Genomic DNA, 24413 nt, shown 5'->3' with positions numbered 1-24413 from the left:
TGGGCTGGGTCACACGAGGGTGCATATTCGGCCCGGCATGACTAGCATCGAACGTTGGAACGGCCTTCTCGGACCACCGCATCGATCGCACGACCATTCTGCGCATCCGAGAAGATCCGAGCAGTGACAGACATGACGGGGGCTTCACATGTCACTTTCATTGGCTTCGCCATGCGCACCCTCCTCTTGAACATGCCGACGCGTGCTCAATTCAGAGCGATCGATTCACCCGTGAATCACCACCGATAGAAGAATCGGTCAGCCGGATCACCGTGCCCAAAAGGCCCGCTCCGGCCGTCAAGGAGCTCGACCACATCGTGATAGACCTGCGGATCCTTCTCGTAGACAACTATGACTCCTACACGTGGAACCTCTTCCAGCTGTTATGGAAAGTGGCAGGCGTACCTCCCGTCGTCGTGCGCAACGACGAGGCGACGGCGGACGAACTCCTGCGACAGGACTTCACCCACGTCGTGATCTCCCCGGGCCCGGGCACCGCGGCCAGGGAAGAGGACTTCGGGCTCTGCCGGGCCCTGCTCGAACAGGCCACCGTGCCCGTCCTCGGCGTGTGTCTCGGCCACCAGGGCCTGGCCCTCGCCTTCGGCGGTGAGGTCCGGCACGCACCGGAGGTCGTCCACGGCCAGACGAGCGCGATCACCCACACCGGGACCGGAGTCTTCGCCGGCATCCCGCAGGGCTTCCGCGCGGTGCGCTACCACTCCCTCACCGTCACCGAACCGCTGCCGGAGGACCTCGTCGCCACGGCCTGGTCCGACGGCGGCCTGCTGATGGGCCTGCGGCACCGCGAACGCCCGCTGCACGGCGTGCAGTTCCACCCCGAGTCGGTGGACAGCGAGTACGGCGAGCAGATCATCGCCAACTTCCTGGGCATCACGCCCGCCCTCCGCTGGAGCGAACTGGACGTCGACCTGAGCGCCGAGGACCTGTTCCTGCGCGCGTTCGCCGACAGTCCGTACGGCTTCTGGCTCGACAGCTCGCGCACGGCGTACGGGATGGGCCGCCACAGCTACCTCGGCTCGTGCGCCGGCGACGGCCTGGAGGTGATCCGGGCGTACGCGGCGGCGAACGTCGTCGAGCGCGAGACCCACGAGAGCGTGGAGCGCGTCCGCGGCACCGTCTTCGAGCACCTGAGGTCCGGTCTCGCGGCCACCCCCGTGCCGGCCGGCGCCTCGCCCGTGCCGTTCGCCGGCGGCTACCTCGGCTATCTCGGCTACGGCGTCAAGGGCAGCGTCGGCATCGGCCGGGCGGGCAGCGGTGAGCGGCCGGACGCGGAGCTGCTCCGCGTGGACCGCTACGCGGCCTACGACCACGAGACCGACCGGCGCTACCTGATCACGGTGGGGCTCTCCGCCGAGGAGCACGACGCGTGGTGCGAGGAGGTGCGCGCGCTGGCCCGGCGGGCCCTGGTGCCCCGGCCCCGACGGGAGGCCGCACCAGCCGTACTGGAACCCGGCGTCGACCGGGAGACGTACCTGGAGCACTTCGACACCGTCCAGCAGTGGCTGCGCGACGGCGACTCGTACGAGGCCTGCTACACGTACCAGATCACCGGCACCAGCGAGGCCGACCCGCTGGACACCTACCTCCGGCTGCGGGAGACCAACCCGGCGCCCTACTCCGCGTACGTGCGGCTGGGCGAGCGCTCGATCCTGAGCTCCTCGCCGGAGCGGTTCGTCACGGTGGCCGGCAACGGCGAGGTGGAGGCCAAGCCGATCAAGGGGACCGCTCCCCGGCACGCCGATCCGGTGGCCGACGAGGCGGCCCGCAGGGCGCTGGAGACGGATCGCAAGATCCGCAGCGAGAACCTGATGATCGCGGACCTGCTCCGCAACGACCTCGGCCAGGTCTGCGACACCGGCACGGTGCACGTGCCCAAGCTGATGGCCGCCGAGTCGTACGCCACCGTGCACCAGCTCGTCACCACGGTGCGGGGCCGGCTGCGCGCCGACCGCGGCGCGGTCGACTGCGTGGAGGCGCTCTTCCCCGGCGGGTCGATGACCGGCGCGCCGAAGAAGCGGACCGTGGAGCTCCTCGACGCGCTGGAGCCGGAGGAGCGCGGGGTGTACTCCGGCAGCCTCGGGTACTTCGGTTTCGACGGGGCGGCGGACCAGTCCATCGTCATCCGCACCATCGTCTGGGAGGGCAACCGCGTGCGCATCGGCGTGGGCGGGGCGCTCATCGTGCTCTCGGACGGCGAGGAGGAGTTCCAGGAGACGCGGCTGAAGGCACGGGCGCTGCTGCGGGTCCTCGGCGTCGAGGAGCTGCGCGAGGTCACATCGGGAACGGCTGCGAGGTATCAGGGGTGAGCACGGTGGAGTTCGAGACGGGCCCGGCCGAGCCGGCGGAGGCGCAGGCGGTCGCCGAGGCGGTCACCGCCCTCCTGCGGGAGCTGCGCGGCGACCCCTCCCACACGATCCCGGGCCTCGGTGCGGCCGTGGACGAGGCCATCGCCGGCAAGGACGGCTCGGGCGTGCTGGTCGCGCGGGACGGGCGCCGGCGCGTGGTCGGCGTACTCGGGTACACCACCCAGACCGCGCTGCGGCTCGCCGCCCCGTACCGCCACGTCCAGGAGCTGTGGGTGGCACCGGAGCTGCGGTCCCGGGGGGTCGCGGCGCTGCTGCTCGAGGCGCTGGACGCGCGGTGCTCCGCGGACGGCGTCCGGCGGGTCGAAGTGTGCCTGCCCGCCGAGCAGTTCCCGTCCTACCCGCGGACCCTGGCGTTCTACGAGCGCTCCGGCTTCCGTGTCATCGGCCCGCGCGTGATCAAGGACCTGTCATGACGCTGCACGTGGTGGTACCCGAGGAGTCCGAGGCGCTGCCGTTCACGGTCGAGCCGGGCGGCGCCCAGGTGGCCAGCAAGGAGGTACCCGAGCGGATCCACCGGATCCTGGCCGGGCTGCTCGACGGCGGCGCGGTGGCGGCCCCGCTCGGCGCGGACGGTACGGCCCGCGCGGAGCGGATGGTCGCCGCGGTGCACGACGCGGCCCTGCTGGAGCACCTGCGCGACGGGGTGCCCGAGGGCCGGGACGCGGTGCTCGACAGCGCGTTCTCGGCACCCGGCCTGGAGCAGGAGACCCCGGTGACCCGCGGGGTCTGGCCCGCCGCACTGGGCGCGGCGGCCGCCGCGGTCCGGGCGGCCGAGCTGACGGCCCGCCGGGGCGAGAACAGCTACGCCCTGGTGCGGCCCCCGGGCCACCACGCGGGCCCCGGCTGGTACGGCGGCTACTGCTTCCTCAACAACGCCGTCGTCGCCGCCCGGACCCTGCGCGAGGAGGGCGTGGCCCGGGTCGGCATCCTCGACGTCGACTACCACCTGGGCAACGGCACCCTCGCCTGCGTCCAGGACGATCCCACGCTGCCGTTCGCCTCGGTGCACTCCAGCCACGCCGAGGACTTCCCGTACTCCTTCGAGCCGGGACCGGGACTCTTCGGCGTGGAGTCCGACCCCGGCACGGAGGGGTTCCTGGCGCTCGTGAAGGACGCCCTGTCGCACCTGCTCCGGAACGACGCCGATGCCCTGGTGGTCTCGGTCGGCTACGACGTGCTCGCGGGCGACCCGCACGGCTCCTGGACGCTCCCGCCGGAGGTGTTCGGGCCCGTCGCCGCACTGCTGGCCGAGCAGCGGCTGCCCACCGTGTTCGTCCAGGAGGGCGGATACGGACTCCCGTCCCTGCGCGGCGCGGCCCGCGCCCTCGCGAGGGAGGCCTCGCGATGAACGCGACCCCCGAAGACGTCCTGCGGCCCTTCCGGGAACGGCTGGAGGCACTGGACGGGCAGCTGGCGGAGCTCGTGGCGGCGCGCCTGGCGATCTGCTGCGAAGTGGCCGAGGTCAAGCGGGCCAACGGCATCCCGATGATGCAGCCGCAACGGGTCACCACGGTGCGCGAGGCGTACGCGGCCCGGGGCGAACGGCTGAACCTCTCACCCGAGTTCATGCGGTCCCTGGCGACCCTGCTCATCGACGAGGCGTGCCGCCTGGAGGACGAGATCATCGATGCTCCGGCGGCCGCGAAGACTGTGGAGGCACGGCGATGACCCTGACGTTCACCACCCTCGGCCCCGGGGGAAGCTGCCACGAGAACGCCCTGCAGCACTACTTCGGGTTCCAGGGCATCGAGCACGACGCCAAGATCGACCTCACCATCGACCTGCACGAGGGCCTGGAGCGGGTGCGCCGCGGCGAGTCCGACTACCTCGTGCAGTGCAGCGCGCACCCCGAGGTGCACCTGCTCACCGAGCGGTACTTCAGCGAGGTCCACGTGGTGGACACCTTCGTGTACCCCACCAAGGAACTGGTGCTGCTCAGCCGTGCCGACGTGGAGCGGCCCAGGTCGCTCGGGCTCGTCCCGGCGACCGCCGGGTACGTCGACGTGTCGCAGTGGGAGGAGGTCGTCCCGGTGGCGTCCAAGCCCGTGGTCGGCGCCCAACTGCTGGCGGGGGCCTACGACTCCGGGCTCACCCACCTGGAGTACCTGGAGAAGTCGAACGGCACGCTGCGCCTGGACCGCTACATCGGCGCCGTGACCACCACCTGGGTCGTCTACGGGCGCCGGCCCCGGTTCTCCGGCGAAGTCATCGGCACCAAGTGCCGCGAGTACCTGTTGGGAGAGGGCGCATGACCGGGACCGCATCAGCGGCGAGGAAGATCCTCGTCTGCGACACCACGCTCCGCGACGGCGAGCAGACGTGCGGAGTCGCCTTCCAGGTCGAGGAGAAGGTGAAGATCGCCCGCCTCCTCGACGAGATGGGCGTCGACGTCATCGACGCCGGCTTCCCGGCCTCCTCGCAGGCCGACCAGGACGCCGTGCGCGGCATCTCCGCCCTGGGCCTGCGCGCCCGGGTGGTGGCGTTCTGCCGGCCCAACCGGACCGAGATCGACCTGGCCAAGGCCTGCGGGGCGAACGCCATCTACACCTTCGTGCCCACTTCCGACGTGCACATGCGGGTCAAGTTCGGCGGTACGGACAGCGCGGTGCGCGAGCGGCTGAAGGCCGAGATGGCCGACGGCATCGCGTACGCCAAGGGCCTCGGCATGTACGTCGGCTGCGGCTCCGAGGACGCCACCAGGACCTCCTACGACTACCTGGAGGAGGTCCTCGTCCTCGCCCAGGAGAGCGGCGCGGACCTGGTCGGCGTCGCGGACACCGTCGGCTCCACCACCCCCGACGCCTTCCGCACCCTCATCTCCCGGCTGCGCTCGCGGATCGGCGTGACGCTCTCGCTCCACTGCCACAACGACTTCGGCCTCGCCACGGCCAACACGGTCGCGGGCATCCTCGGCGGCGCGGACGAGGTCCAGTGCACGATCAACGGCCTCGGCGAGCGGGCGGGCAACGCCTCCCTGGAGGAGGTGACCGTGGCCCTGACCCAGCTGTACGGGTTCGAGACCAACGTCGACCTGTCCCGGCTCAAGCCCATGTCGAACCTCATCGCCGACCTGTCCGGCATCGGGGTCAGCCCCATGAAGCCGATCGTCGGCGGCAACGCCTTCTCGCACGAGTCCGGCCTGCACGTGTCCTCGGTGATGAAGGACTCCACCGCCTACGAGCCGCTGCGGCCCGAACTGGTGGGCCACACGAGGCGGATCGTCATGGGCAAGCACTCCGGCAAGGGCATCATCGCCCACGTCCTGGACGCCCACGGGCTCCCGTACGACGACGAGGTCCTCGGCGCGGTGCTCCTCGACGTCAAGGCGGCGTCCGTGCTGACGAAGTCCAGCGTCACCGAGGCCCAGGTGATCGAGATCCACCGCGCGCGAACGGCCGTACGGGCATGAGCGGCTGGTTCGCGGACCAGGCGTTCTGGGACGACTTCTACCCGCACCTGTTCTCCGCGGAGCGCGCCGCCGAGGCCGTGCGGATCGTGGAGCACTCCCCGCTGTTCCGGTTCCCGCCCGGGGCCCGCGTCCTCGACCTGTGCTGCGGACCGGGCCTGTTCACGGTGCCGCTGGCGCGGGCCGGCCACGCGGTCACCGGCGTGGACCTCAGCGCGCCGCTGCTCGACCGCGCCCGGACGCGCTGCCATGACGCGGGCGTCAAGGCCCGGTTCGTCGAGGCGGACATGCTCCGTTTCGCCGAGCCGGAGGCCTTCGACGCCGTCGTCAACATGTTCACCTCCTTCGGCTACCTGGACCGGCACGAGGACAACGTCCAGGTGCTGCGCAACGCGCACACCAGCCTGGCGCCGGGCGGGACCCTGCTCGTCGACGTCGTCGGCAAGGAGATCCTCGCGCGTCTCGACGAGCGGGTCTCCTGCTCCGAGCAGGACGGAAAGCTGCTCTTCCAGCGCGACACCGTCCTCGACGACTGGAGCCGGCTGCGCAGCGACTGGTACTCCGTCGACGGCTCGCACGCGGCCCGGGGTTCGATGACGCTCCACCTCTACGGCGCCGCCGAACTGCGGACGATGCTCACGTCCGCCGGCTTCACCGACGTCCGCTTCCACGGGGACTACGCCGGCGGACCCTACGACCACCGGGCCGAGCGCCTCATCGCGGTCGCCACGAAGGGCGTTGACGTCCGTGGGCACTGAGGTCGTCGTCGTACGGTCGGCATCCGGCGTGGACCGCGAGGAGTGGGACGCGCTCGTCCCCGACACGCACGTGTACCTCTCCCACGACTGGCTGCGCGCGGTCGAGGAGTGCTTCGGCTTCGAGCTGGTCCTGTTCCTGCTGCGGGACGGGGCGCGCACCGTCGCCGGCCTCCAGGGCCTGCTGGTCCGGGACCCGGACGCGTTTGCGTACCACGATCCGACGGGCGCGCTCTTCGGCGACTACGAGATGGACCACCTGCGGCAGGCCCTGGCGCGGGACCGGCCGCGGGAGGAGGCCGCCGAGGCCGCGGCGCTGCTCGCCGCCGTCGTGCGCACGGAGGCCGGGCACACGCGTGCGGTCGGCTATCCGGCGCTGGTGATGACCAGTCCGTACGGGTACGCCGCCGACGTCCTCACCCTGCCGGGCGTCGACCGGCAGCGCGCGATCGGTGAACTCCTCGTGGGGGTCGACGAGTTCTGCGCGTCGCAGGAGATCCCCTCGCAGTCCTTCCTGTGGCAGTCCGGCGGGGACGGGGACCTGCACCGCGCCCTCGCCGGCCACGGCTACCTGGGGTTCCTCTCCGACCTGGAGTACGACCTCGACACCGGGTCGCACACCACCCTGGAGGAGTACCTGGACGCCCTGGGGCGCAAGCGCCGTACCGTCGTCCGGTCCGAGATCCGCAAGTTCGCGGAGGCCGGGATGCGGGTCGAGCAGATCACGCGGCCGGACCCGGCGGTGATCGCCCGCTGCGCCGAACTGTCGGAGGAACAGCAGAAGAAGTACGGGCTGCCGGCCGACCGGGCCGCGATGGAGCGGCTGTTCACCGCGCTCCTCGGCGCCCCGCGGCTGGGCCCCGCCCTGTACGTGGTGCGCGGCCGGGAGGCCGAGGGGCCCGACATCGCGGGCTTCCTGCTGTGCCTGGAGGGCGGGGGCGTTCTGCACCCCAAGTTCCTCGGCTTCGACGCCTCCGCCGTCGGGGCCTCCTACGCCTACTTCAACCTCGTCTTCTACCACCTCGTCGAACGGGCCGTCACGGGCGGCGCCCGGCGCATCGCCTACGGCATGGGTTCGGCGGACGCGAAGCGGCTGCGCGGCTGCCGCCCGGCGCCGGTGCACGGCTGGATCCGGTTCTCCTCGCCCACCGCGCACCGGCGGATCGAGCCGTACGTCGCCGTCTTCGACTGCCTCAAGAAACAGCTTCTCGGCAACCAGGATGGACGCGTTCTGCGATGACTCTCGTACGACAGCTCTTCGAGCACAAGCTCGGCCGTCCCGTCAGCACCGGCGAGGTCGTGGACCTGCCGTTCGACCTGTGCTGGGGCAGCGAGATGACCGTCAAGTGGGCCCTGGACATCCTCCGGGACTCCGGCTTCGACGACGACTACATAGCCGCCGGCCTCGCCGCGCAGCGTGAGAGGACCGCCTTCGTCTTCGACCACGTCGTCCCCACCCACACCGCCTCGATGGCCTCGATCCTCGTCGAGCTGCGGCGGTTCGCCCGCGAGCACGGCATCAAGGTGTTCGACGTGGGCTACGACGGCGGCATCCAGCACAAGATCCTCATCGAGCAGGGGCTGATCCGCCCCGGCGACGTCGCGGTCGGCGCCGACTCGCACAGCTGCACGGCGGGCGCGATCGGCTCGCTCGCCACCGGCATCGGCTCCACCGACCTGGCCATGGCCCTGGTCCGGGGCAGCGTCTGGATGCGGGTGCCCGAGGCGACCCTGGTCCGCTTCCGCGGGAGCCTGCGTCCGCACGTGCAGGGCAAGGACGTGGCGCTGTACCTGTGCGGGCTGATCGGCGTGCACGGCGCGGTCTACCGCAGCCTGGAGTTCGGCGGCCCCGGCCTCGCCTCCCTGGCGATCACCGACCGGCTGTCGCTGAGCAACATGGCGGTGGAGATGGGCGCCAAGTACGGCCTGTTCCCCACGGACGGGGTGCTCGCCGACTACCTCGGCGACGAGGTGGGCTACCCGACCTTCACCATCGACGAGGACGACACCGAGTACGTCGACGTGATCGACATCGACCTGGGCCTGATCGAGCCGACCGTCGCGCTGCCGTTCTCCCCGGACAACGCCGTCGGCACGCACCAGCTCCAGCACGTCCTGCGCGACTGGGCCGCGTACGAGGGCCGCGAGGACCTGATGACGGGCGTGGCGCCGCTGGCCCGGAGGGCCAACGAGAACGGCGAGGTACCGGTCGACCAGGTCTTCATCGGCTCCTGCACCAACGGGCACCTGGAGGACCTGCGGGTCGTCGCGGACGTCCTGCGGGGCAAGCGGGTCCACGAGGGGGTGCGCACCATCGTCATCCCCGCCTCCCAGAAGGCCTACCGGGCGGCGATGAAGGAGGGCCTGATCGACGTGCTGATCGAGGCCGGCTGCTACGTGGAGTCCTCCAGCTGCGGGCCCTGCATCGGCATCAAGTCCGGTGTGCTCGGCAAGGGGGAGGTCGCGATCTTCACCTCCAACAGGAACTTCCGCGGCCGGTGCGGGGACGTCGACGCCAGTGTCGTCCTGGCCAGCCCCGCCGTCGCCGCCCGGGCCGCGCTGAGCGGCGTACTCGCCCCCATCGGCGACCGCAGCGACTACTACGCCGACGAGGAGGCGCTGCTGCGCGGCATCGACGAGCTGTTCGCGCTCCACTCGGCGCGCGAGGGCCGGGCCCCGCTCACGGGCGGCGCGGACGTGCTCCCCGCGGCGACGGCGGGCGCGGGCGGCGCCGGGGGCGGCGGAAGCCTCGCCTGGGTCTTCGGCGACCACGTCAACACCGACGTGATCCTGCCGGGCGTGTTCTGCCAGATCCCCGACCCGGCCGAGTACAAGAAGCACATCATGGCCCACGCGGGCAACCAGCCGTTCCTCGACCACTACGCGGGGACCGGGCACGACCTGAGCGGCTCGGTGATCGTCGGCGGCATGAACTTCGGCTGCGGCTCCTCCCGCGAGAACGCCCCGATGGGCATCAAGGCCTCCGGCGCGCCCTTCGTCGTCGCGCACAGCTTCGCGCGGATCTTCTTCCGCAACGCCCTCAACATCGGCCTGCGGCTGGTGGAGGTCGGGGAGTTCGCCTACGAGATCCGGGAGGGCGACCGGCTGGTCGTCGACGACGAGCGCGGCGAGCTGGTCAACGTCACCCGGGGCACCTCCGCGCCGATCACCCCGCCCTCCGCCTTCGAGCGGGAGCTGCTCACCGCGGGCGGCCTCGTCGCCTACGCGGGCGCTCAGGTCCGGGCGGAGGCGTCGGCCTCGTGAGCACCGTCGCGGTCATCCCGGGAGACGGCATCGGCCCGGAGGTCATGGCCGAGGTGCTGAAGGTGCACGCGGTGGTCGAGGACGTCTTCGGCACCGGTCTGAAGACGGAGGTGCTGCCCTACAGCGCCGACTGGTTCCTGGAGCACGGGGACGTCGACATCGACATCGAGGCCATCCGCGGCGACTACCGGGCGGTGCTGCTCGGCGCGCTCGGCGACGCCCGGATCCCCGACAACCGGCACGCGATCCGGATCATCGGCGGGCTGCGCCAGCAGCTCGAACTGAGCGTCAACCTGAGGCCGGTGCGCCTGCGCACGCTCGCGCACTGCCCGCTCAAGCACGTGCGTTCGGTCGAGGACGTGGACCTCGTCATCGTGCGGGAGAACACCGAGGACGTGTACGTCGGCGTGGGCGGCACGGTCCGGGGCGGCCGCCCCGGCCACGTCGCGATGGAGGTCGGCGTCCACACCCGCTGGGCCGTGGACCGGGCGGTCACGGCCGCCTTCGCGCTCGCCCGCTCCCGCCGCCGCAGGCTCACCCTCGTCGACAAGAGCAACGCGATGCCGAGCGCCGGCCCGCTGTGGCAGAGCCGGTTCCGCGCCATCGCCGCGTCCTACCCGGACGTGGAGTGCGACCACCTGTACGTGGACGCCGCGGCCATGGAGCTGATCCGCGACCCGGCCCGCTTCGACGTGGTGGTGGCCGGCAACCTCTTCGGGGACATCCTCAGCGACGAGGCCGCGATGCTCGCCGGCGGGCTCGGGATCGCGCCCTCGGCCAGCTACGACCCCGAGGACACGGAGTTCCTCGGCGTGTTCGAGGCCGTCCACGGCAGCGCGCCCGACCTCGTGGGCACGGGACGCGCCAACCCGCTGGCCTCCGTGCTGAGTTACTCGCTGATGCTGGACCGGATGGGCCTGTCCGAGGCGCACACCGCCGTGGAACGCGCCGTCGACGAGGTGCTGTGCGCAGACCTGCTGACACCCGACCTGGGCGGCACCGCACGCACCGTCGAGGTGGGCGACCTGATTTGCCGGGTGCTCGCCCGGCACGACAAGGACTGAGGAATGAACGAACCAGCGAAGCTGATGTGGTGGCAGGGCAGCATGGTGCCCGCCGGGGACACCGCGCTGACCCTCGCCAACCACAGCCTCCACTACGGACTCTGCGTGTTCGAAGGCCTCTCCGCCTTCCCTTCCGGGGACGACGGCCACCACGTCTTCCGGCTGGAGGAGCACATGACCCGGTTCGCCGAGTCGTGCCGCCTGGTGGGAACGACGCTCGCCCGGTCCCCCGCCGAACTCGCCGCCGCCTGCCACGAGACGCTGACCGCCAACGGTCTGCGCCGGGCCTACCTGCGTCCCGTCGCCTTCCTCGGCGACGGGGTGCTCGGCCTGGCCGCGCCCGGTGCGCAGGCGCAGGTGGCCGTCCTGGCCTTCGACGTCTCGTCCTTCGACGAGCTCATCCGCGGGCAGCAGCCCCGGCTGACCCTGTCGTCGGTCGCCCGGCTCAGCCCGCACGCCTTCCCGACCAAGGCGAAGGTCTCCGCCGGCTACCTCAACTCCAGGATCGCCTGGATGGACGCCCAGCGGCGCGGCTACGACGACGCGTTGCTGCTCGACGACACCGGTTTCGTCGCCGAGTGCACCGTGCAGAACGTCTTCGGGGTGCGCGGACGCACCCTCCTGGTGCCCGACTCCCCGGCCGCGCTCGACGGGATCACCGTGGCCTCCGTCATCGAGATCGCCCACGACCTCGGGTACGAGGTGGACCGGAGCCCGCTCACCGCCGCCGACCTGCCGACCTGCGAGGCCCTGTGCGTGGCGAGCACCGCCGGGGGCGTACGCCCGGTCCGGTGCGTGGACGGGACCGGGTTCGACACGGACAACGCCGTGGTCGCCGCGATCGTGCACACCTACCGGCAGGCCGAGCTGGGGTTGCTCCCCCGGTACGCGAAGTGGGTGTCGCCCTGATGGCCGACGTACGCGTGGTGGACCTGTACGACACCCTTCCCGAGGAGCTGCGCGGGCGGATCGCCGCGCTCGGCCGGGACCACTGGCGCCGGGCGAACGCCGGAGTGCCGCGCGTCGCGGACTCCTGGTGCCCGACCCGGCCCCTGATGCTGGGCCCCGAGGCCCACGCACTGGTCGGCGCGGTGGCGGACCGCGCGGCGGGCCTGGTGCTCGACGCGTGCCTGCGCCGGGTGGGGACGGCCGGCGAACTGCTGGAGGCCCTCTCGATGCCCCGGGAGCAGTTCCCGCTCCTCGATCCGGCGCAGCCGCTCAGCGAACGGCTGCTGACCTCCCTGCGCGCCGACGTCATGGTCGAACGCGGCGTTCCCAAGGTCGTCGAGCTCAACATCGACGGGGCGATCGGCGGGGCCATCGAGGCCGACCTCATCGCCGCCCAGTTCCACCGGGTCTACGCCGACCTGCTCCCCGCCGGACCGGACGGCCCGGCGGGCCCGCTGCGCACCCCGCCGTCGGCGGTCGACGCGTTCTTCGCCGAGCTGGTGTCCTTCCTCGGCCTGGCCGACGGCAGCTGCCTGCTCGTCCCCGTCTTCCGCGAGGACGGCCTCGACTCCCTCGCCGACCTGGACGACTTCATCGGCTTCCTCGCCCCCATGGGGGAACGGGGCAAGGCGCACGGTGTCAGCGTCGTCGGGTACCCGCTGGACCGGCTGGCCCTCGACGACCGGCAGCGGCTGCGGGCCGGCGAGCAGATCGTGGACGCCGTGTTCCGGCTGTTCACACCGGTCGAGCAGGCGGGCGCCGGGCTCGACGCACTGGACCGGGCCCTGCGGGCGGGCACCGTCCGCATGTACACCCCGGAGGCGACCAGTCCGGTCAGCGACAAGCGGGTGCTGGCCTGGATCTGGGAGGACCTGCCCCTGCTGGATCCGGCGGACCGGGAGTTCGTACGCCGGCACATCCCGCACACCACCACGGCCCGGGCGGACGCCCTCGGCGAGGACCGGACCTCCCTGGTGCTCAAACCCGGCGACGGCTACGGCGGCGCCGGGGTGACCCTGGGCCGCTCGGTGACCGAGGAGGAGTGGCGGGAGCTGCTCCTGGCGGCCGCCGCGAAGGGCGACCACATCCTCCAGCGGGTGGTGGACGCCGACCTCGTCACCCTCGAGTTCGCGCACGACACGACCGGGGAGATCCGCAGCGCCGCCGTGCCCTGCGTACTGGGGCCGATGATGTACGGCCGCGAGCTGTCGGGCGTCTACGTCCGGCACGCCACTCCCAAGCCCGGTGAACTCATCAACACGCACCAGGGCGCCGCCGCCAACAGCGTGCTGATCGTGGAGAGTCCGGCGGTCGGGCGGTGAGCGTCGACGCCGCCCACGCCCCCACGCTGCTGGACCCCCTCAGGCAGCGGGACTTCCGCTGCCTGGCGGGGGGCCGGATGGCGACCTACTTCGCCAACGCCATGGCACCGATCGTGCTGTCGTTCGCGGTGCTCGACCTGACCGGTTCGCTGATCGACCTGGGGATCGTCGTCGGGGCGCGGTCGGTGGCCAACGTGGCGCTGCTGCTGTTCGGCGGTGTGATCGCCGACCGGCTGCCGCGCCGGCTGGTGCTCCAGGGGTCGAGCGTGGCCGCCGGACTGGCCCAGGCGGTGATCGCGGCGAGCGTGCTGTTCGGCTTCGCCTCGATCCCGGTGCTCGTCGTCATCAGCGTGATCAACGGCATGGTGGCGGCGGTGTCGCTGCCGGCGGCGGCCGCCCTCGTACCGCAGACCGTCCCGCACGGGATGATCCGGCCGGCCAACGCGGTCGTGCGGATGGCCGTCAACGCGGGGATGGTCCTGGGTGCCTCGACCGGCGGGCTCGTCGTCGGCTTCGCGGGCCCCGGCTGGGGCATCGCCGTCAACGCGGCCGTGTTCCTGCTGGCGGGGCTGTGCTTCGCCGGGATCCGGGCCGCGAAGACCGCGTCGCCGGTCGCGGGGCCGGCCCGGCCGCTGGCCGAACTGCGCGAGGGCTGGTCGGAGTTCACCTCCCGCACCTGGGTGTGGGTGGTGGTGCTCCAGTTCCTCGTCATCAACGCGGTGGTCGCGGGCGGGCTGCAGGTGCTCGGCCCCACCATCGCCGACCAGTCCTTCGGCCGGACGACCTGGGGGCTGCTGCTCGCCGCGCAGACGGCGGGCGCCTTCGCGGGCGGTTTCATCGCGGCCCGTACCCGGCCCCGGCACGCCCTGCGGATCGGCGCGGCCGTCGGGGCGTTCGAGGCGGTGCCGCTGCTGGCGCTCGGGACGACCTCGCACATCGCCGTGCTGCTGGCCGCGATGTTCGTCAACGGTGTGGCCCTGGAACAACTGGCGGTCGCCTGGGACGTGTCCCTGCAGGAGAACATCCCTGCGGAACGGCTCGCCCGGGTCTACTCCTACGACGCGCTCGGCTCGTTCGTCGCCATCCCGGTCGGGGAGGTGGCCGCGGGCCCGATCGCGCTCCACGCCGGCCTCGACACCACGCTGGTGGCCGGCGCCGTACTGGTCGTCGCGGCCACCGGTTTCGCCCTGTGCAGCTCCAGCGTGCGGCGCCTGACCGTCAAACCGGCCGAGCCGCACCCGTCGGCCGGGGAAGTGGCCGCGTGAAGCGGACCACCACAGCACCATCGGCACGAAGAGCACCACACTTAGGGGGACCACCATGCCGCACGGCATATCTCTCATCGACAAACCGGGATGGTACGGAGGGGAGCCGTACCCGCCCGAAGCCCTGGACCACATCGCCGCCCTGCCGGCGTCCCAGCAACCCGACTGGGCGGCTCACGAGGCCCTCGGCGCCGCCGTAGGGCGACTGCGGTCGGCGCCGGGGCTCGTCGGCCCCGGCGACATCGACCGGTTCGGCCAGGTCGTCGCCGGGGCCGCGCTGGGCGACGTGGGCATCCTGCAGGCCGGGGACTGCGCGGAGGATCCCGCCGACAGCACGCCCGAAGCCGTGCGCGACAAGGTCCGCATGCTCGACGTCCTGGCCTCGGCCCTCTCGGAGATCACCGGCAGGCCGACGGTACGGGTCGGCCGGATGGCCGGGCAGTACGCCAAGCCGCGCTCCCGGCCCACGGAGCGGCACCGGGGCCGTGAACTGCCGGTGTTCCGGGGGCACATGGTGAACCGGCCGGAACCGGACCCGGCGGCCCGTGCACACGACCCGCGCGGGCTCACGCACTGCTACCGGGCCGCCCTCTCCGTCCAGGCGGCCCTGCGGCCGGACACGGGGTGGACCTACGCCACCACCTGGACCAGCCACGAGGCCCTCGTCCTCGACTACGAACTCCCGCTGGTGCGCGGGGACGGCGCGGGGCGGACGTTCCTCTCCTCCACGCACTGGCCCTGGATCGGCGAGCGCACCCGCTCCACCCGCGGGGCCCACGTGCGCCTGCTCGCGGCGGTGGACAACCCGGTGGCCTGCAAGGTCGGGCCGACGATGAGCCCCGCGGAGCTGGTGGAGCTGTGCGGGCTGCTCGATCCCGACCGCCGGCCGGGCCGGCTCACCCTGATCGCCCGGCAGGGCGCCGGCACGGTACGGCGCGACCTGCCGGCCCTCGTGGAGTGCGTACGCCGGGCAGGGCACCCCGTGGTCTGGATGTGCGATCCGATGCACGGCAACACCGTCACCACTGCGAGCGGCCGCAAGACCCGCCTCGTCGAGGAGATCGTCCGCGAGATCGCGGGCTTCCAGCACGCCGTGGAGTCCGCCGGCGCAGCGGCCGGCGGACTCCACCTGGAGGCGACCCCCGACGAGGTGCTGGAGTGCGTGGCCGGAGCCGACGGCGTCCCCGGGCTCGCCGCCCGCCCCGAGCCCCTGTGCGATCCCCGGCTGAACCTGGAACAAGCCCTCACCGCGGTGTCCGCCTGGCGTGCCTGATGGCGTGGTCCTGCCGATTCCCGACGGCGGGTCAGGGCAGTACGACGACCGCGGCCAGGAGCAGCTCGGGGGTGGCCGCCCAGCGTCCTTCGTACAGGAGGGGAGCGGGCGGCTCCGCGGTCCCCGTCCGCTCCCCCGCCCCGGCCGCCCCCGCCCCCTCGACGATCTGCGCGCGGAAGGTCCCGGCCGCCGGGTCGAAGGCGACCGAGGCGTCGGCGAAGCCCAGCCGGCGTCCCGTCATCGGGAACCACGCCTTGTACACGGCCTCCTTCGCGCAGAACAGCAGCCGGTCCCAGTGGACTTGCGGACGGTCGGTGCCGAGGGCGGCCAGCCGCTCCCGTTCCTCGGGGCGTGTGACGGCTCCCCGTACCCGACGCGGCAGGGCTTCGTGGGGCTCCGCGTCGATGCCCACGGCCCGTACGTCCGTGCTGCGCGCGACCGCCGCCGCCCGGTACCCGGGGCTGTGCGTCATGCTGCCGACCACCCCTCGCGGCCACACCGGCGCCCCGCGCTCGCCGGGCAGCACCGCCACGGGCGGTACGCCGATTTCCGCCAGGGCGCGCCGGGCGCAGTGCCGGACGGTGGTGAACTCCCTGCGGCGCCTATCGTGGCGGGCTCCTCCGAGGGCTTCCAATTCCGCCGGGAGGAGCGTGGATTCGGATACGTCGACAAAGCTCTCGGCACACGCCACGGCGGCCGGAAGGATCAGTTCGAGCACCTCAGGACCCTAACGACCGAAACGGTTCTTCCGCCATTTCTGCCCATCGACCCGGCTGCTAGCGTGAGTCGGGACCAGATTTGCATGCGAACGAAACACAGAGATTCGTTCACCGAGGGGGATTTCCTCAATGACCAGCGGAATTGATGAAGTGTCGACCGCCGAACGCTTACCCGAAACGGGCTCGACGAAGCGGCCACCCGGTCTGCGCCTGCCCGCGGTGGTCCAGACCCTGCTGTTCGCCCAGTACCGGCACCGGCTGTTTCCGGCCCTCCGCAGCATCCACGGGGACGTGTTCACGCTGCGGCTGACCGCTCCCACCCGCCATCTGGTGATCCTCACCAAGCAGGAGGACATCAAGACCGTCTTCGGCGGTCCGGTGGAGGTCCTGCACGCGGGCGAGGGCAACGCGATCATGGGTCCGGCCCTCGGTGACCACTCGGTGCTCCTCACCGACGAGGCGGAGCACCGCAGGTCCCGCCGGCTGCTGATGCCCGCGTTCACCGGTGCGGCGCTGGCCGGCTACCAGGAGATGGTCGGCGAGCTGACCCGGGCGGAGGTGGACGGCTGGCCCGAGGAGACCGTCTTCAGCTCCCACGAGCGGATGCAGGCCCTGACCCTGGAGGTGATCCTCCAGGTGGTGTTCGGGGTGACCGACGAGGCCAGGCTGAAGCGGATGCGCCCGCTCGTGCGCGGCATCGCGGACATCGGCCCGGTCACCCTGCTCGGACTCCCCTACCCGCTCCTGCAGCGCTTCGGGCCGTGGCGCCGCCACATCGGCCTCCAGCGGGGCCTCGACAAGCTGCTGTACGCGGAGATCTCCGGCCGGCGCCGCGCCGCGGACCTGCACAGCCGGACCGACGTGCTGTCGCGCCTGCTCCAGGCGGCGGAGAACGAGGAGGGCGGCGGGTTCAGCGACGCGGAGCTGCGCGACCAGCTGATCACCCTGCTCCTCGCCGGGCACGAGACCACGGCCACGGGGCTGGCCTGGGCGCTGCACGAACTGGTCCGCGATCCGGCGCAGCTGAGGCGGGCGCAGCGCGCCGCGGACGAGGGCGACGACGCCTACCTCACGGCCGTCGCCAAGGAGGCGCTGCGGCTCAAGCCCGTGGTGTACGAGGTGGCCAGGCAGCTGACCGAGCCGCTCACGGTCGGCGGCTACCGGCTGCCCGCCGGCGCCACCGTGATGCCCGCCATCGGTCTGGTGCAGTCGGACCCGGCCTACCACCACCAGCCGGACGAGTTCCGCCCCGAGCGCTTCCTCGACGGCCAGCCGCCGGCCCACACCTGGATCCCGTTCGGCGGGGGCGCCCGCCGCTGCATCGGCGCCGGTTTCGCGCTGCTCGAAGCGACCGTGGCCCTGCGCGAGGTGCTCGTGCGGTACGAGGTCCGCCCCGACCGGGCCGCCCCGGAGGAGCAGAAGGCGCACCACGTCACGCTGATCCCCTCGCGGGGTGCGCGGCTCGTGGTGCGCCGCCGCCGCTGATCCCGCCGCGGCGGTGGGACGCCGATCGCGGCCGTCTCGTACGGGGCGGCCGCGATCGGCGTCCGTGGCCGGCGGCGGCGGTCAGCGGGCGAGTTCCGCCAGGACCGGGAGCTTCCCCGTCAGGTAGCGCTCCCGGGTCAGGGCGCGCTGGACCTTGCCGGAGGAGGTGCGCGGGATCGCGCCCCTGTCCAGGGCCACGACCTTGTCGGGGGCGTGCCCGAGGTGCTCGCGCAGCCGCTTCATCACCAGCGCCGCCAGCTCCGCGTGGTCGTCGAAGCCCTTGGCGGTCTCGAAGGCCACGATCATCCGCTCGGTGTCCGGCACCGCGAAGGCCGCGCAGACCGGCCGTACGCCCTCCACCTTGGCGGCGACGTGCTCGTAGTCCTCGGGGTACAGGTTGCGGCCCGAGACGATGATCATGTCCTTGACGCGGCCGCAGACCACCAGGCTGCCGTCCTCGGTCCGGTAGCCGAGGTCTCCGGTGCGCAGCCAGCCGTCGCGCAGGACGGCCGCGGTCGCCTCGGGGTCCTCCCAGTAGCCCTCCATCAGGGAAGGGCTGTGCACCCAGATCTCGCCGACCCGCCGCTCCTCGAGCGGCTTGCCGTCCTCCTGCCTGATCTCGATCCGGACCCCTGGCACCGGGGGTCCGCAGACCGCCAGCGCGCGGGCGCCCTGGTCGCCGGCGGGCACGGGCGTCGCGACGGCGCCCGCCTGCAGCCCCTCCCGGGACACGTGGTCCCAGACCAGTGGCCGGGTCGCCTCTCCCATGGCGACGGCCAGGGTGGCCTCGGCCAGCCCGTACATCGGGGTCATCGCCTGCGGCCGGAGCCCGTACGCGGCGCCCGCCTCCACGAACTGTTCGAGGGTGGCCGCCCGGATCGGCTCCGCGCCGTCCCCGCACACCTCCAGGTGGGACAGGTCGAGGTCCCGCGGGCGCAGCCGCATGCCCTGGGCGGCGAGGCCGTAGGCGAAGTTCGGGGCCACCGTGCTGGTGGCCCCGAACCGGGACAGGGCGTCCACCCAGGAGTCCGGCCGGGCCAGGAAGTCCTCCGGCGGCTGCAGCACCAGCTTGATCCGGTAGGCCATGCCGGAGAGGACAGAGATCAGGCCCATGTCGTGGTACAGGGGCAGCCAGCTGACGTGCACGCTGCGGTCCCGTACCAGTTCGAGCCGTTCGCAGCACACCGCGGCGTTCGTGAGCATCTGCCGGTGGGTGAGCGCGACCGCCCGGGGCAGTCCGGTGGTGCCCGAGGTGAACTGCAGGTAGGCGAGGTCCTCGGGCCGGGTCCGGACCGGTCCGCTGATCTCCTCCCGCTCCGCGGCCAGTTCACCGCAGGTCAGCACCGGCCGGTCGCCGGTGATCCGGCCGCTGACGAAGTCGCCGAAGGCGTCGGCGACCACCACGCAGCGCGCGTCCACGTGGTCGAGCCGCCGGTTGATCTCGGCGACGAACTCCGGCAGGTCCGACAGCCGGTGCGGCAGCGGCAGGATGACGGGCACGGCGCCCGCCCGCCAGACGCCGAACAGGCTGAGCAGGAAACCGGGCGAGGTGGAGGAGACGATCGCCACCCGGTCCCCCTCGGCCACCCCGGCCCGGACCAGCCCGCCGGCCACCCGCCGCGCACCGGCGGCCAGCAGCGCGTACGGCATCGGGGTCCGGTCGAGCCGCCGGTTCACCACGGTGATCCCGCGCGAGGTCGTGGCGGCGAGTTCCAGCACCTCGGGCACGGTCACCGCGCCGAACAGGTCCTCGGGACGCGGGTGTTCCATGGTCTTCTCTTCCCCGTTCATCCGGCGCTCCGCGCCAGCGTGTGCAGTTCTTCGATGAAGCGGTCGGCCAGGGCCCGGACCGTCGATTCCTTGTGCAGGTGGGAGCTGTACGTCCACACCAGCCGCAGGGTGCCGTCCGACACCATCGCCATCAGGTCGAGCGTCCGCGTCCGGTGGCCGAGGTCGCTGCGGTGGTAGCCGAAGGAGTCCACCACCGGGCGGGCGTCACCGGTGAAGTACTCGCTGACGTCGCCCCAGTAGTTGAAGCCGATCTCGGGCACGGGGACCTCGGCCATGCGCGCCCGTACCGCGTGGTCGGGATGCAGGTGGCGCAACAGGCCGTAGCCGACGCCCTGGTGGGGCATCTCCCTGATCTGCCCGCGCACGGAGGCGAGGTCGCCGGGGCGCAGCACCAGCGGCGACAGCGTGGAGAACCGGGCGACCGTACGGGAGATGTCCAGTGAGCCGAAGGCCCGCCGGCGGCCGTGGCCCTCGACCTCGACGACGAGTTCCGGCTGTCCCGTCCAGGCGGTCACGGCCCGGGCCAGCGCGGTCAGCAGCACCTCGCGGATCTCGGCGCCCTGCGTGCGCGGGAGCCCGGTGACCACCGCGTCGAAGGTCTCGCCGGTCACCTCCGTGAAGTGGCGGACGGCGGAGGCCTGTGTGTTGGGGCCGAGGCGGTGGTCGACGGGCAGCGGCTGCGGTGCGAGGTCGGCGAGCCTGCTCCAGTACGGGAGCTCGGCCGTGACCTCCTCGCCCGCCGCGTACGCGTGGAGCCGGGCCGCGGCCTGCGGCAGGGAGGCCGTCTTGGGCGGCAGGACCGGTTCGTCGCCCCGTTCGAGGGCGAAGTAGGCCGCGCGCAGGTCCTCGTAGAACACGCGGGAGGAGTAGTAGTCCATGACCAGCCAGTGGGCGCTGACGAGGAGCCGGGGCCGGCGCTGCGGGCCGAGGTCGAACTGGGTGAGCTGGACGGTCGTGCCGTCGGCCAGGTCGAGCTCGCCGTTGCGCAGTGCGACGTGCCGGGCGATCTCCGCCTCGACGTCGGCGTCGGCGGTCGCGCCGAGGTCGACCTCCGTGACCCTGGAGTCGGCCGGCGGCCGCACGCCGGGCAGTTCCGCGTACGGTCCCTGCTCCCCGGTGCGGAACCGGGCGCGCAGCCCGTCGTGGTGGGCGAGCACGGTGGCGAGGGCCGCGCGCAGCGGGCCGGGCTCCAGCCGCCGGTCCAGCTCGAAGACCGGCCACATGCCGTTCCAGTGGTCGGCCGCGGCGAAGTCCTGCTCGAAGAACCAGAGCTGGCTGGGCGAGAGCCCGGCCCGCCCGGTGATCTCGCCCTGGTCCGCGGCGGCCGTCGGTCGGTCGGTCGCGAGGCCCGCCTGCCCGGCGACGGTGGGATGGGCGAAGAAGTCCGCGAGCGTGAGGTGGATTCCCTGCTCGGCGGCCTTGGCCACGGCGCGTACGCCGAGCAGCGAATCCCCGCCGAGCGCGTAGAAGTTGTCGTGGCGGCCGATGGTCTCGACCGGGAGTACGAAGGCCCAGGCGCGGGCCAGGGCCTCCTCGGCGGGGGTCGCCGGCGGCTCGGCTCCCGGTGCGACGGCCTCCGGCACGGGCAGCGCGCGCCGGTCGAGCTTCCCGTTGGCGCCCGTGGGGAGCCGGTCCAGGGTCATGACGACGGCGGGGACCATGTAGGAGGGGAGCTTGGCGCCGAGGTGGGTGCGCAGCTCGTCGTCGGCGAAGGCGGCCCCGCTCTCGGGTACGGCGTAGCCGATCAGGCGCTTGGCGTCCTGGGCCACGACGACCGCGGCCTTGACCCCGGGGTGGCTGCTGAGCACGGCCTCGATCTCGCCGAGCTCGATCCGGTGGCCGCCGATCTTGACCTGGAAGTCGTCCCTGCCGAGCAGTTCGAGGGTGCCGTCGGGCAGGTAGCGGCCCAGGTCGCCGGTCCGGTACAGGCGCTCGCCGGTGACCGGGTGGACGATGAACTGCGCCGCGGTGCGCTCGGGGTCGCCCCAGTAGCCCCGGGCCACGCCCGCGCCGCCGATGTGGAGATCGCCGGTGACGTGGTCCGGCTTGTCGGTGAGATCGGCGTCGAGGACGTGGAAGGTCTGGTTGCGCAGGGGGGTGCCGTAGGGAACGCTGCGCCACTCGGGATCGATGCGGTCGATCGGGTGCCAGATCGACCAGATCGCCGCCTCGGTCGCGCCGCCGAGGCTGATCAGCTCGGGCCCGCCGGAGGCGACGGCCCGGACCCGGCCTGGCAGGGTCAGCGGGATCCAGTCGCCGCTGAGCAGGGCCGTGCGCAGCGAGCGCGGGAATCCGCCGCCCTGCTGCTCGCAGTGCTCCACCAGCAGTTCGAGCAGCGGCGGGACGGTGTTCCACAGGGTCACCCGGTGCTCGTCGGCGAGCGCGGCCCAGCGGGCGGGGTCGCGCGTCTCGCCGGGCTCCGGCAGTACCAGCGCGCCGCCGGCTCCGAGCACGCCGAAGACGTCGTACACGGACAGGTCGAAGCTGAGCGAGGACAGTCCGAGGACCCGGTCACCGCGGCCGACGGCGAAGCGGGTGTTGATGTCGTCGACCGTGTTCACCGCGGAACGGTGGCTGATCATCACGCCCTTGGGGCGGCCGGTCGATCCCGAGGTGAAGATGACGTACGCGAGGTCGTCGGGGCCGGTGACCCGGTCCTCTTCCGGTCCGTCCTGTCCGTCCGGCACGTCCGGCGCGTCCGGCCACGGCTGCCGGTCCACGGCCAGGCGCGTGACGCCGGCCGGTACGTACCCGCCGGGCTGGGTGAGGGCCACCGTCACCCCGCCCGCACCGATCAGCTGGTCGATGCGCTCCTGCGGCAGGCCGGCGTCCACCGGCAGGTAGGCCGCGCCGGCGCGGAGCACTCCAAGGACGGCCGGGATCTGCTCCCAGCCCTTGTGCATGAGGACGGCGACCAGGGTGTTCGGCGCCGCGCCGAGCTCGCGCAGCCGCCGGGCGATCTGGTCGGCGCGGCGGTCGAGTTCGCCGTAGGTGAGCGTCGTACCGGCGGTGATCACGGCCGGTGCGTCGGGGTGCGCGGCGGCCTGCCGGCCGACGGCCGCGTGCAGGAGCTCGCCGGGCAGCGGGCCGGCGGTGTCGTTCACGGCCGCGCGCACGGCGAGCTGCCGGGACGGCGGGGTGACGGGGGCGGGCGCCTCCTGCTCCGCGATGCGCTCGACCAGGTCCAGGTAGGCGGCGAACATGTCGTCGAGCACGCCCTCGGGGAACATCTCCTCGACGGCGTCCCAGCTGATCAGCAGATCGCTGCCGCGGGCCACGACCTGGTTGTCGAGGTACACCTGCGGGGTCTGGGAGATGGCGTACGCGGTCTCGAAGACCATGCCTTCGAGGGAGCCGAGGCTGTCCTGCTCGCGCAGCAGGCTGGTGAAGACGACGGGCATCCGCGCCTGCGTGCCGTCGCCGCGCCGGGCCAGCTCGCGCTGCACCTCGACACCGCTGAACCGGGCGTGGACCAGGTCCTGCCGCAGCTGCGTCTGGAGCCGGCCGGCGGCCGTGGCCAGGTCCGGGGCGCCGCCGAGGTCGCACTCCAGCAGGATGGTGCTGGTGAAGTCGCCGATCACCCGGTCGATGTCGGCGTGCAGGCGCGGCCGGTCGGCGAGCGTCAGGTTGAGGGTGAAGCGGGGGGTGCGGCTCCAGGTGCGCAGCACCTGCGCGTAGGCGGCGCACAGCAGTACGGACGGCGTGACGCCCAGGGTGTTCGCGCGGTCCCTGATCTGCCGCCACACCCGGCCGGGAAGGCGGCGCTCGCGGCGTACGAAGGCCGGGACCCGGGTGTCGGCGAGGGTGCGGACGGGCAGTTCGGGGGCCTGCGGCAGCGAGTCGAGGCGGTCGGACCAGTACGCGCGGGCCGTCTCGTGGCCGGGCTGCGTACGGTGTGCGGCGACGCCTTCGAGGTAGTCGCGGAAGGTCACCGCGGGGGCCGGGCCGAGGGAGTCGGGGTCGAGGACGAGGCGGATCCACTCGGCCAGCAGGACCTGGATGCTGCCTGCGTCGGCGAAGAGCAGGTCGATGCTGATGTGGAGGCGGAGCCGGCCCGTGTCCAGCTGGTGGGTGCGTATGTCGTACAGCGGCCAGGTGTGCGGGTCGAAGACCTGGGCGGCCATCTCCTCGCGGGTCTCGTCGAGACGACATCGGCCGTCGGCTTCCGGGAGCCCGCTCAGGTCTTCGTGGCGTAAGCGGTAGTACGGCACCTCGGGGGCCACCTGCTGGCGGCCGTCGGGGAGCAGCGCCGCCCGCAGCATGCCGTGGCGGCCGATCAGGGTGTTGAAGGCCTCCTCGACGCGTTCGCGGTCCGCCGCCAGCAGGTCCACCTCGACGTAGAAGTGGGCGGAGCGCCCGCCGAGGTCGAATCCCCGGCTGCCCAGCCAGTACGCCTGCTGGACGTCGGTGAGGCCGAACGGCTCGTGGTCGCGCTCCGGTGCCGGAACCAGCTGCGGGACGGACCCGCCGTCCGTACCGTGGTTGAGCAGCGCTCCGGCGAGCGCTTCGAGGGTGCAGTGGCCGAAGAACATCTCCAGCGGGAGGTCGACCGTACACGCGGTGTCGATCGCGGACTTGAGGCGCACGGAGTCCAGCGAGTCGAGGAACAAGGGCTCCTGCGGATCGACCCAGCGGTCGTAGTCGCCGTTGACCTCGGCCAGCAGCTCTCGGATCTGGTTCAGGCCCTCGTCCTGGTCGGGAATGGGCACAGCGGATATCTCGGACATCAGTCCC

The 24413-nt window shown here is 72.5% G+C and carries 18 protein-coding genes; 15 read left to right on the top strand and 3 right to left on the bottom strand.

Annotation, left to right across the window (positions count from 1 at the left end; translation table 11 throughout):
* Positions 1-272: 272 nt before the first annotated feature.
* Genes pabB through AB0D29_RS24150 form a run of 14 tightly spaced genes read left to right on the top strand, consistent with a single transcriptional unit; the run spans position 273 to position 15684 of the window.
* On the top strand, positions 273-2327 hold the full coding sequence (gene pabB, locus AB0D29_RS24215; protein WP_362856978.1) for an aminodeoxychorismate synthase component I: 2055 nt from the start codon (positions 273-275) through the stop codon (positions 2325-2327).
* A complete protein-coding gene (locus tag AB0D29_RS24210; protein ID WP_362856976.1) occupies positions 2324-2800 on the top strand; it encodes a GNAT family N-acetyltransferase in 477 nt (158 codons plus the stop codon). The genes pabB and AB0D29_RS24210 overlap by 4 nt, the downstream gene beginning before the upstream one ends.
* Positions 2797-3735, top strand: coding sequence for a hypothetical protein (locus tag AB0D29_RS24205; RefSeq protein ID WP_362856975.1), 939 nt, complete (start codon positions 2797-2799; stop codon positions 3733-3735). The genes AB0D29_RS24210 and AB0D29_RS24205 overlap by 4 nt, the downstream gene beginning before the upstream one ends.
* Complete coding sequence (locus AB0D29_RS24200; RefSeq protein ID WP_362856974.1) at positions 3732-4055, top strand: chorismate mutase; 324 nt, start codon at positions 3732-3734, stop codon at positions 4053-4055. Before AB0D29_RS24205 ends, AB0D29_RS24200 begins: the two co-directional genes overlap by 4 nt.
* Positions 4052-4639 carry a hypothetical protein gene (locus AB0D29_RS24195; protein WP_362856973.1) on the top strand — a complete coding sequence of 196 codons (588 nt, stop codon included), beginning with the start codon at positions 4052-4054 and terminating at the stop codon, positions 4637-4639. Before AB0D29_RS24200 ends, AB0D29_RS24195 begins: the two co-directional genes overlap by 4 nt.
* The gene (locus tag AB0D29_RS24190) at positions 4636-5796 is read left to right on the top strand and encodes a hypothetical protein (protein ID WP_362856971.1); all 1161 of its coding nucleotides are present in this window, start codon (positions 4636-4638) and stop codon (positions 5794-5796) included. Before AB0D29_RS24195 ends, AB0D29_RS24190 begins: the two co-directional genes overlap by 4 nt.
* Positions 5793-6551, top strand: coding sequence for a methyltransferase domain-containing protein (locus AB0D29_RS24185; protein WP_362856970.1), 759 nt, complete (start codon positions 5793-5795; stop codon positions 6549-6551). Before AB0D29_RS24190 ends, AB0D29_RS24185 begins: the two co-directional genes overlap by 4 nt.
* A complete protein-coding gene (locus tag AB0D29_RS24180; RefSeq protein ID WP_362856968.1) occupies positions 6541-7788 on the top strand; it encodes a GNAT family N-acetyltransferase in 1248 nt (415 codons plus the stop codon). The genes AB0D29_RS24185 and AB0D29_RS24180 overlap by 11 nt, the downstream gene beginning before the upstream one ends.
* The gene (locus AB0D29_RS24175; protein WP_362856966.1) at positions 7785-9812 is read left to right on the top strand and encodes an aconitase family protein; all 2028 of its coding nucleotides are present in this window, start codon (positions 7785-7787) and stop codon (positions 9810-9812) included. The genes AB0D29_RS24180 and AB0D29_RS24175 overlap by 4 nt, the downstream gene beginning before the upstream one ends.
* A complete protein-coding gene (locus AB0D29_RS24170) occupies positions 9809-10876 on the top strand; it encodes an isocitrate/isopropylmalate family dehydrogenase (RefSeq protein WP_362856964.1) in 1068 nt (355 codons plus the stop codon). Before AB0D29_RS24175 ends, AB0D29_RS24170 begins: the two co-directional genes overlap by 4 nt.
* A gap of 3 nt (positions 10877-10879) precedes the next feature.
* Positions 10880-11785 carry an aminotransferase class IV gene (locus AB0D29_RS24165; RefSeq protein WP_362856962.1) on the top strand — a complete coding sequence of 302 codons (906 nt, stop codon included), beginning with the start codon at positions 10880-10882 and terminating at the stop codon, positions 11783-11785.
* Positions 11785-13146 carry a hypothetical protein gene (locus AB0D29_RS24160; RefSeq protein WP_362856960.1) on the top strand — a complete coding sequence of 454 codons (1362 nt, stop codon included), beginning with the start codon at positions 11785-11787 and terminating at the stop codon, positions 13144-13146. The genes AB0D29_RS24165 and AB0D29_RS24160 overlap by 1 nt, the downstream gene beginning before the upstream one ends.
* Positions 13143-14411: an MFS transporter gene (locus tag AB0D29_RS24155; RefSeq protein ID WP_362856958.1), complete on the top strand. Its 1269-nt coding sequence runs from the start codon at positions 13143-13145 to the stop codon at positions 14409-14411. The genes AB0D29_RS24160 and AB0D29_RS24155 overlap by 4 nt, the downstream gene beginning before the upstream one ends.
* A gap of 55 nt (positions 14412-14466) precedes the next feature.
* Positions 14467-15684 (top strand): 3-deoxy-7-phosphoheptulonate synthase, encoded by a 1218-nt coding sequence (locus tag AB0D29_RS24150; RefSeq protein ID WP_362856956.1) that lies wholly within the window; start codon positions 14467-14469, stop codon positions 15682-15684.
* Positions 15685-15715: 31 nt separating this feature from the next.
* Here the strand turns inward: AB0D29_RS24150 and AB0D29_RS24145 are convergent, their stop codons facing one another.
* Complete coding sequence (locus tag AB0D29_RS24145) at positions 15716-16402, bottom strand: 4'-phosphopantetheinyl transferase superfamily protein (protein WP_362856955.1); 687 nt, start codon at positions 16400-16402, stop codon at positions 15716-15718.
* 130 nt (positions 16403-16532) lie between these two features.
* On the opposite strand from AB0D29_RS24145, the gene AB0D29_RS24140 reads away from it, so the two are divergent.
* The gene (locus tag AB0D29_RS24140) at positions 16533-17888 is read left to right on the top strand and encodes a cytochrome P450 (RefSeq protein ID WP_362856954.1); all 1356 of its coding nucleotides are present in this window, start codon (positions 16533-16535) and stop codon (positions 17886-17888) included.
* Positions 17889-17969: 81 nt separating this feature from the next.
* On the opposite strand, the gene AB0D29_RS24135 is transcribed toward AB0D29_RS24140, so the two are convergent.
* Complete coding sequence (locus AB0D29_RS24135) at positions 17970-19679, bottom strand: AMP-binding protein (RefSeq protein WP_362856952.1); 1710 nt, start codon at positions 19677-19679, stop codon at positions 17970-17972.
* Positions 19676-24406 carry an amino acid adenylation domain-containing protein gene (locus AB0D29_RS24130; RefSeq protein WP_362856951.1) on the bottom strand — a complete coding sequence of 1577 codons (4731 nt, stop codon included), beginning with the start codon at positions 24404-24406 and terminating at the stop codon, positions 19676-19678. Before AB0D29_RS24130 ends, AB0D29_RS24135 begins: the two co-directional genes overlap by 4 nt.
* Between the last annotated feature and the right edge of the window lie 7 nt (positions 24407-24413).

Source organism: Streptomyces sp. NPDC048424 (assembly GCF_040651555.1).
In the GTDB taxonomy this organism is placed as follows: Bacteria; Actinomycetota; Actinomycetes; order Streptomycetales; family Streptomycetaceae; genus Streptomyces.
Note: the sequence above shows the minus strand (reverse complement) of the source record. Positions and strands in the feature narration are given on the sequence as shown.

Excerpts from the sequence above, each read along its gene's own strand:
- AB0D29_RS24205 (WP_362856975.1), top strand. The coding sequence starts at position 2,797 with ATGACGCTGCACGTGGTGGTACCCGAGGAGTCCGAGGCGCTGCCGTTC.
- AB0D29_RS24200 (WP_362856974.1), top strand. The coding sequence starts at position 3,732 with ATGAACGCGACCCCCGAAGACGTCCTGCGGCCCTTCCGGGAACGGCTG.
- AB0D29_RS24195 (WP_362856973.1), top strand. The coding sequence starts at position 4,052 with ATGACCCTGACGTTCACCACCCTCGGCCCCGGGGGAAGCTGCCACGAG.
- AB0D29_RS24190 (WP_362856971.1), top strand. The coding sequence starts at position 4,636 with ATGACCGGGACCGCATCAGCGGCGAGGAAGATCCTCGTCTGCGACACC.
- AB0D29_RS24185 (WP_362856970.1), top strand. The coding sequence starts at position 5,793 with ATGAGCGGCTGGTTCGCGGACCAGGCGTTCTGGGACGACTTCTACCCG.
- AB0D29_RS24175 (WP_362856966.1), top strand. The coding sequence starts at position 7,785 with ATGACTCTCGTACGACAGCTCTTCGAGCACAAGCTCGGCCGTCCCGTC.
- AB0D29_RS24165 (WP_362856962.1), top strand. The coding sequence starts at position 10,880 with ATGAACGAACCAGCGAAGCTGATGTGGTGGCAGGGCAGCATGGTGCCC.
- AB0D29_RS24160 (WP_362856960.1), top strand. The coding sequence starts at position 11,785 with ATGGCCGACGTACGCGTGGTGGACCTGTACGACACCCTTCCCGAGGAG.
- AB0D29_RS24150 (WP_362856956.1), top strand. The coding sequence starts at position 14,467 with ATGCCGCACGGCATATCTCTCATCGACAAACCGGGATGGTACGGAGGG.
- AB0D29_RS24140 (WP_362856954.1), top strand. The coding sequence starts at position 16,533 with ATGACCAGCGGAATTGATGAAGTGTCGACCGCCGAACGCTTACCCGAA.
- AB0D29_RS24135 (WP_362856952.1), bottom strand. The coding sequence starts at position 19,679 with ATGAACGGGGAAGAGAAGACCATGGAACACCCGCGTCCCGAGGACCTG.
- AB0D29_RS24130 (WP_362856951.1), bottom strand. The coding sequence starts at position 24,406 with ATGTCCGAGATATCCGCTGTGCCCATTCCCGACCAGGACGAGGGCCTG.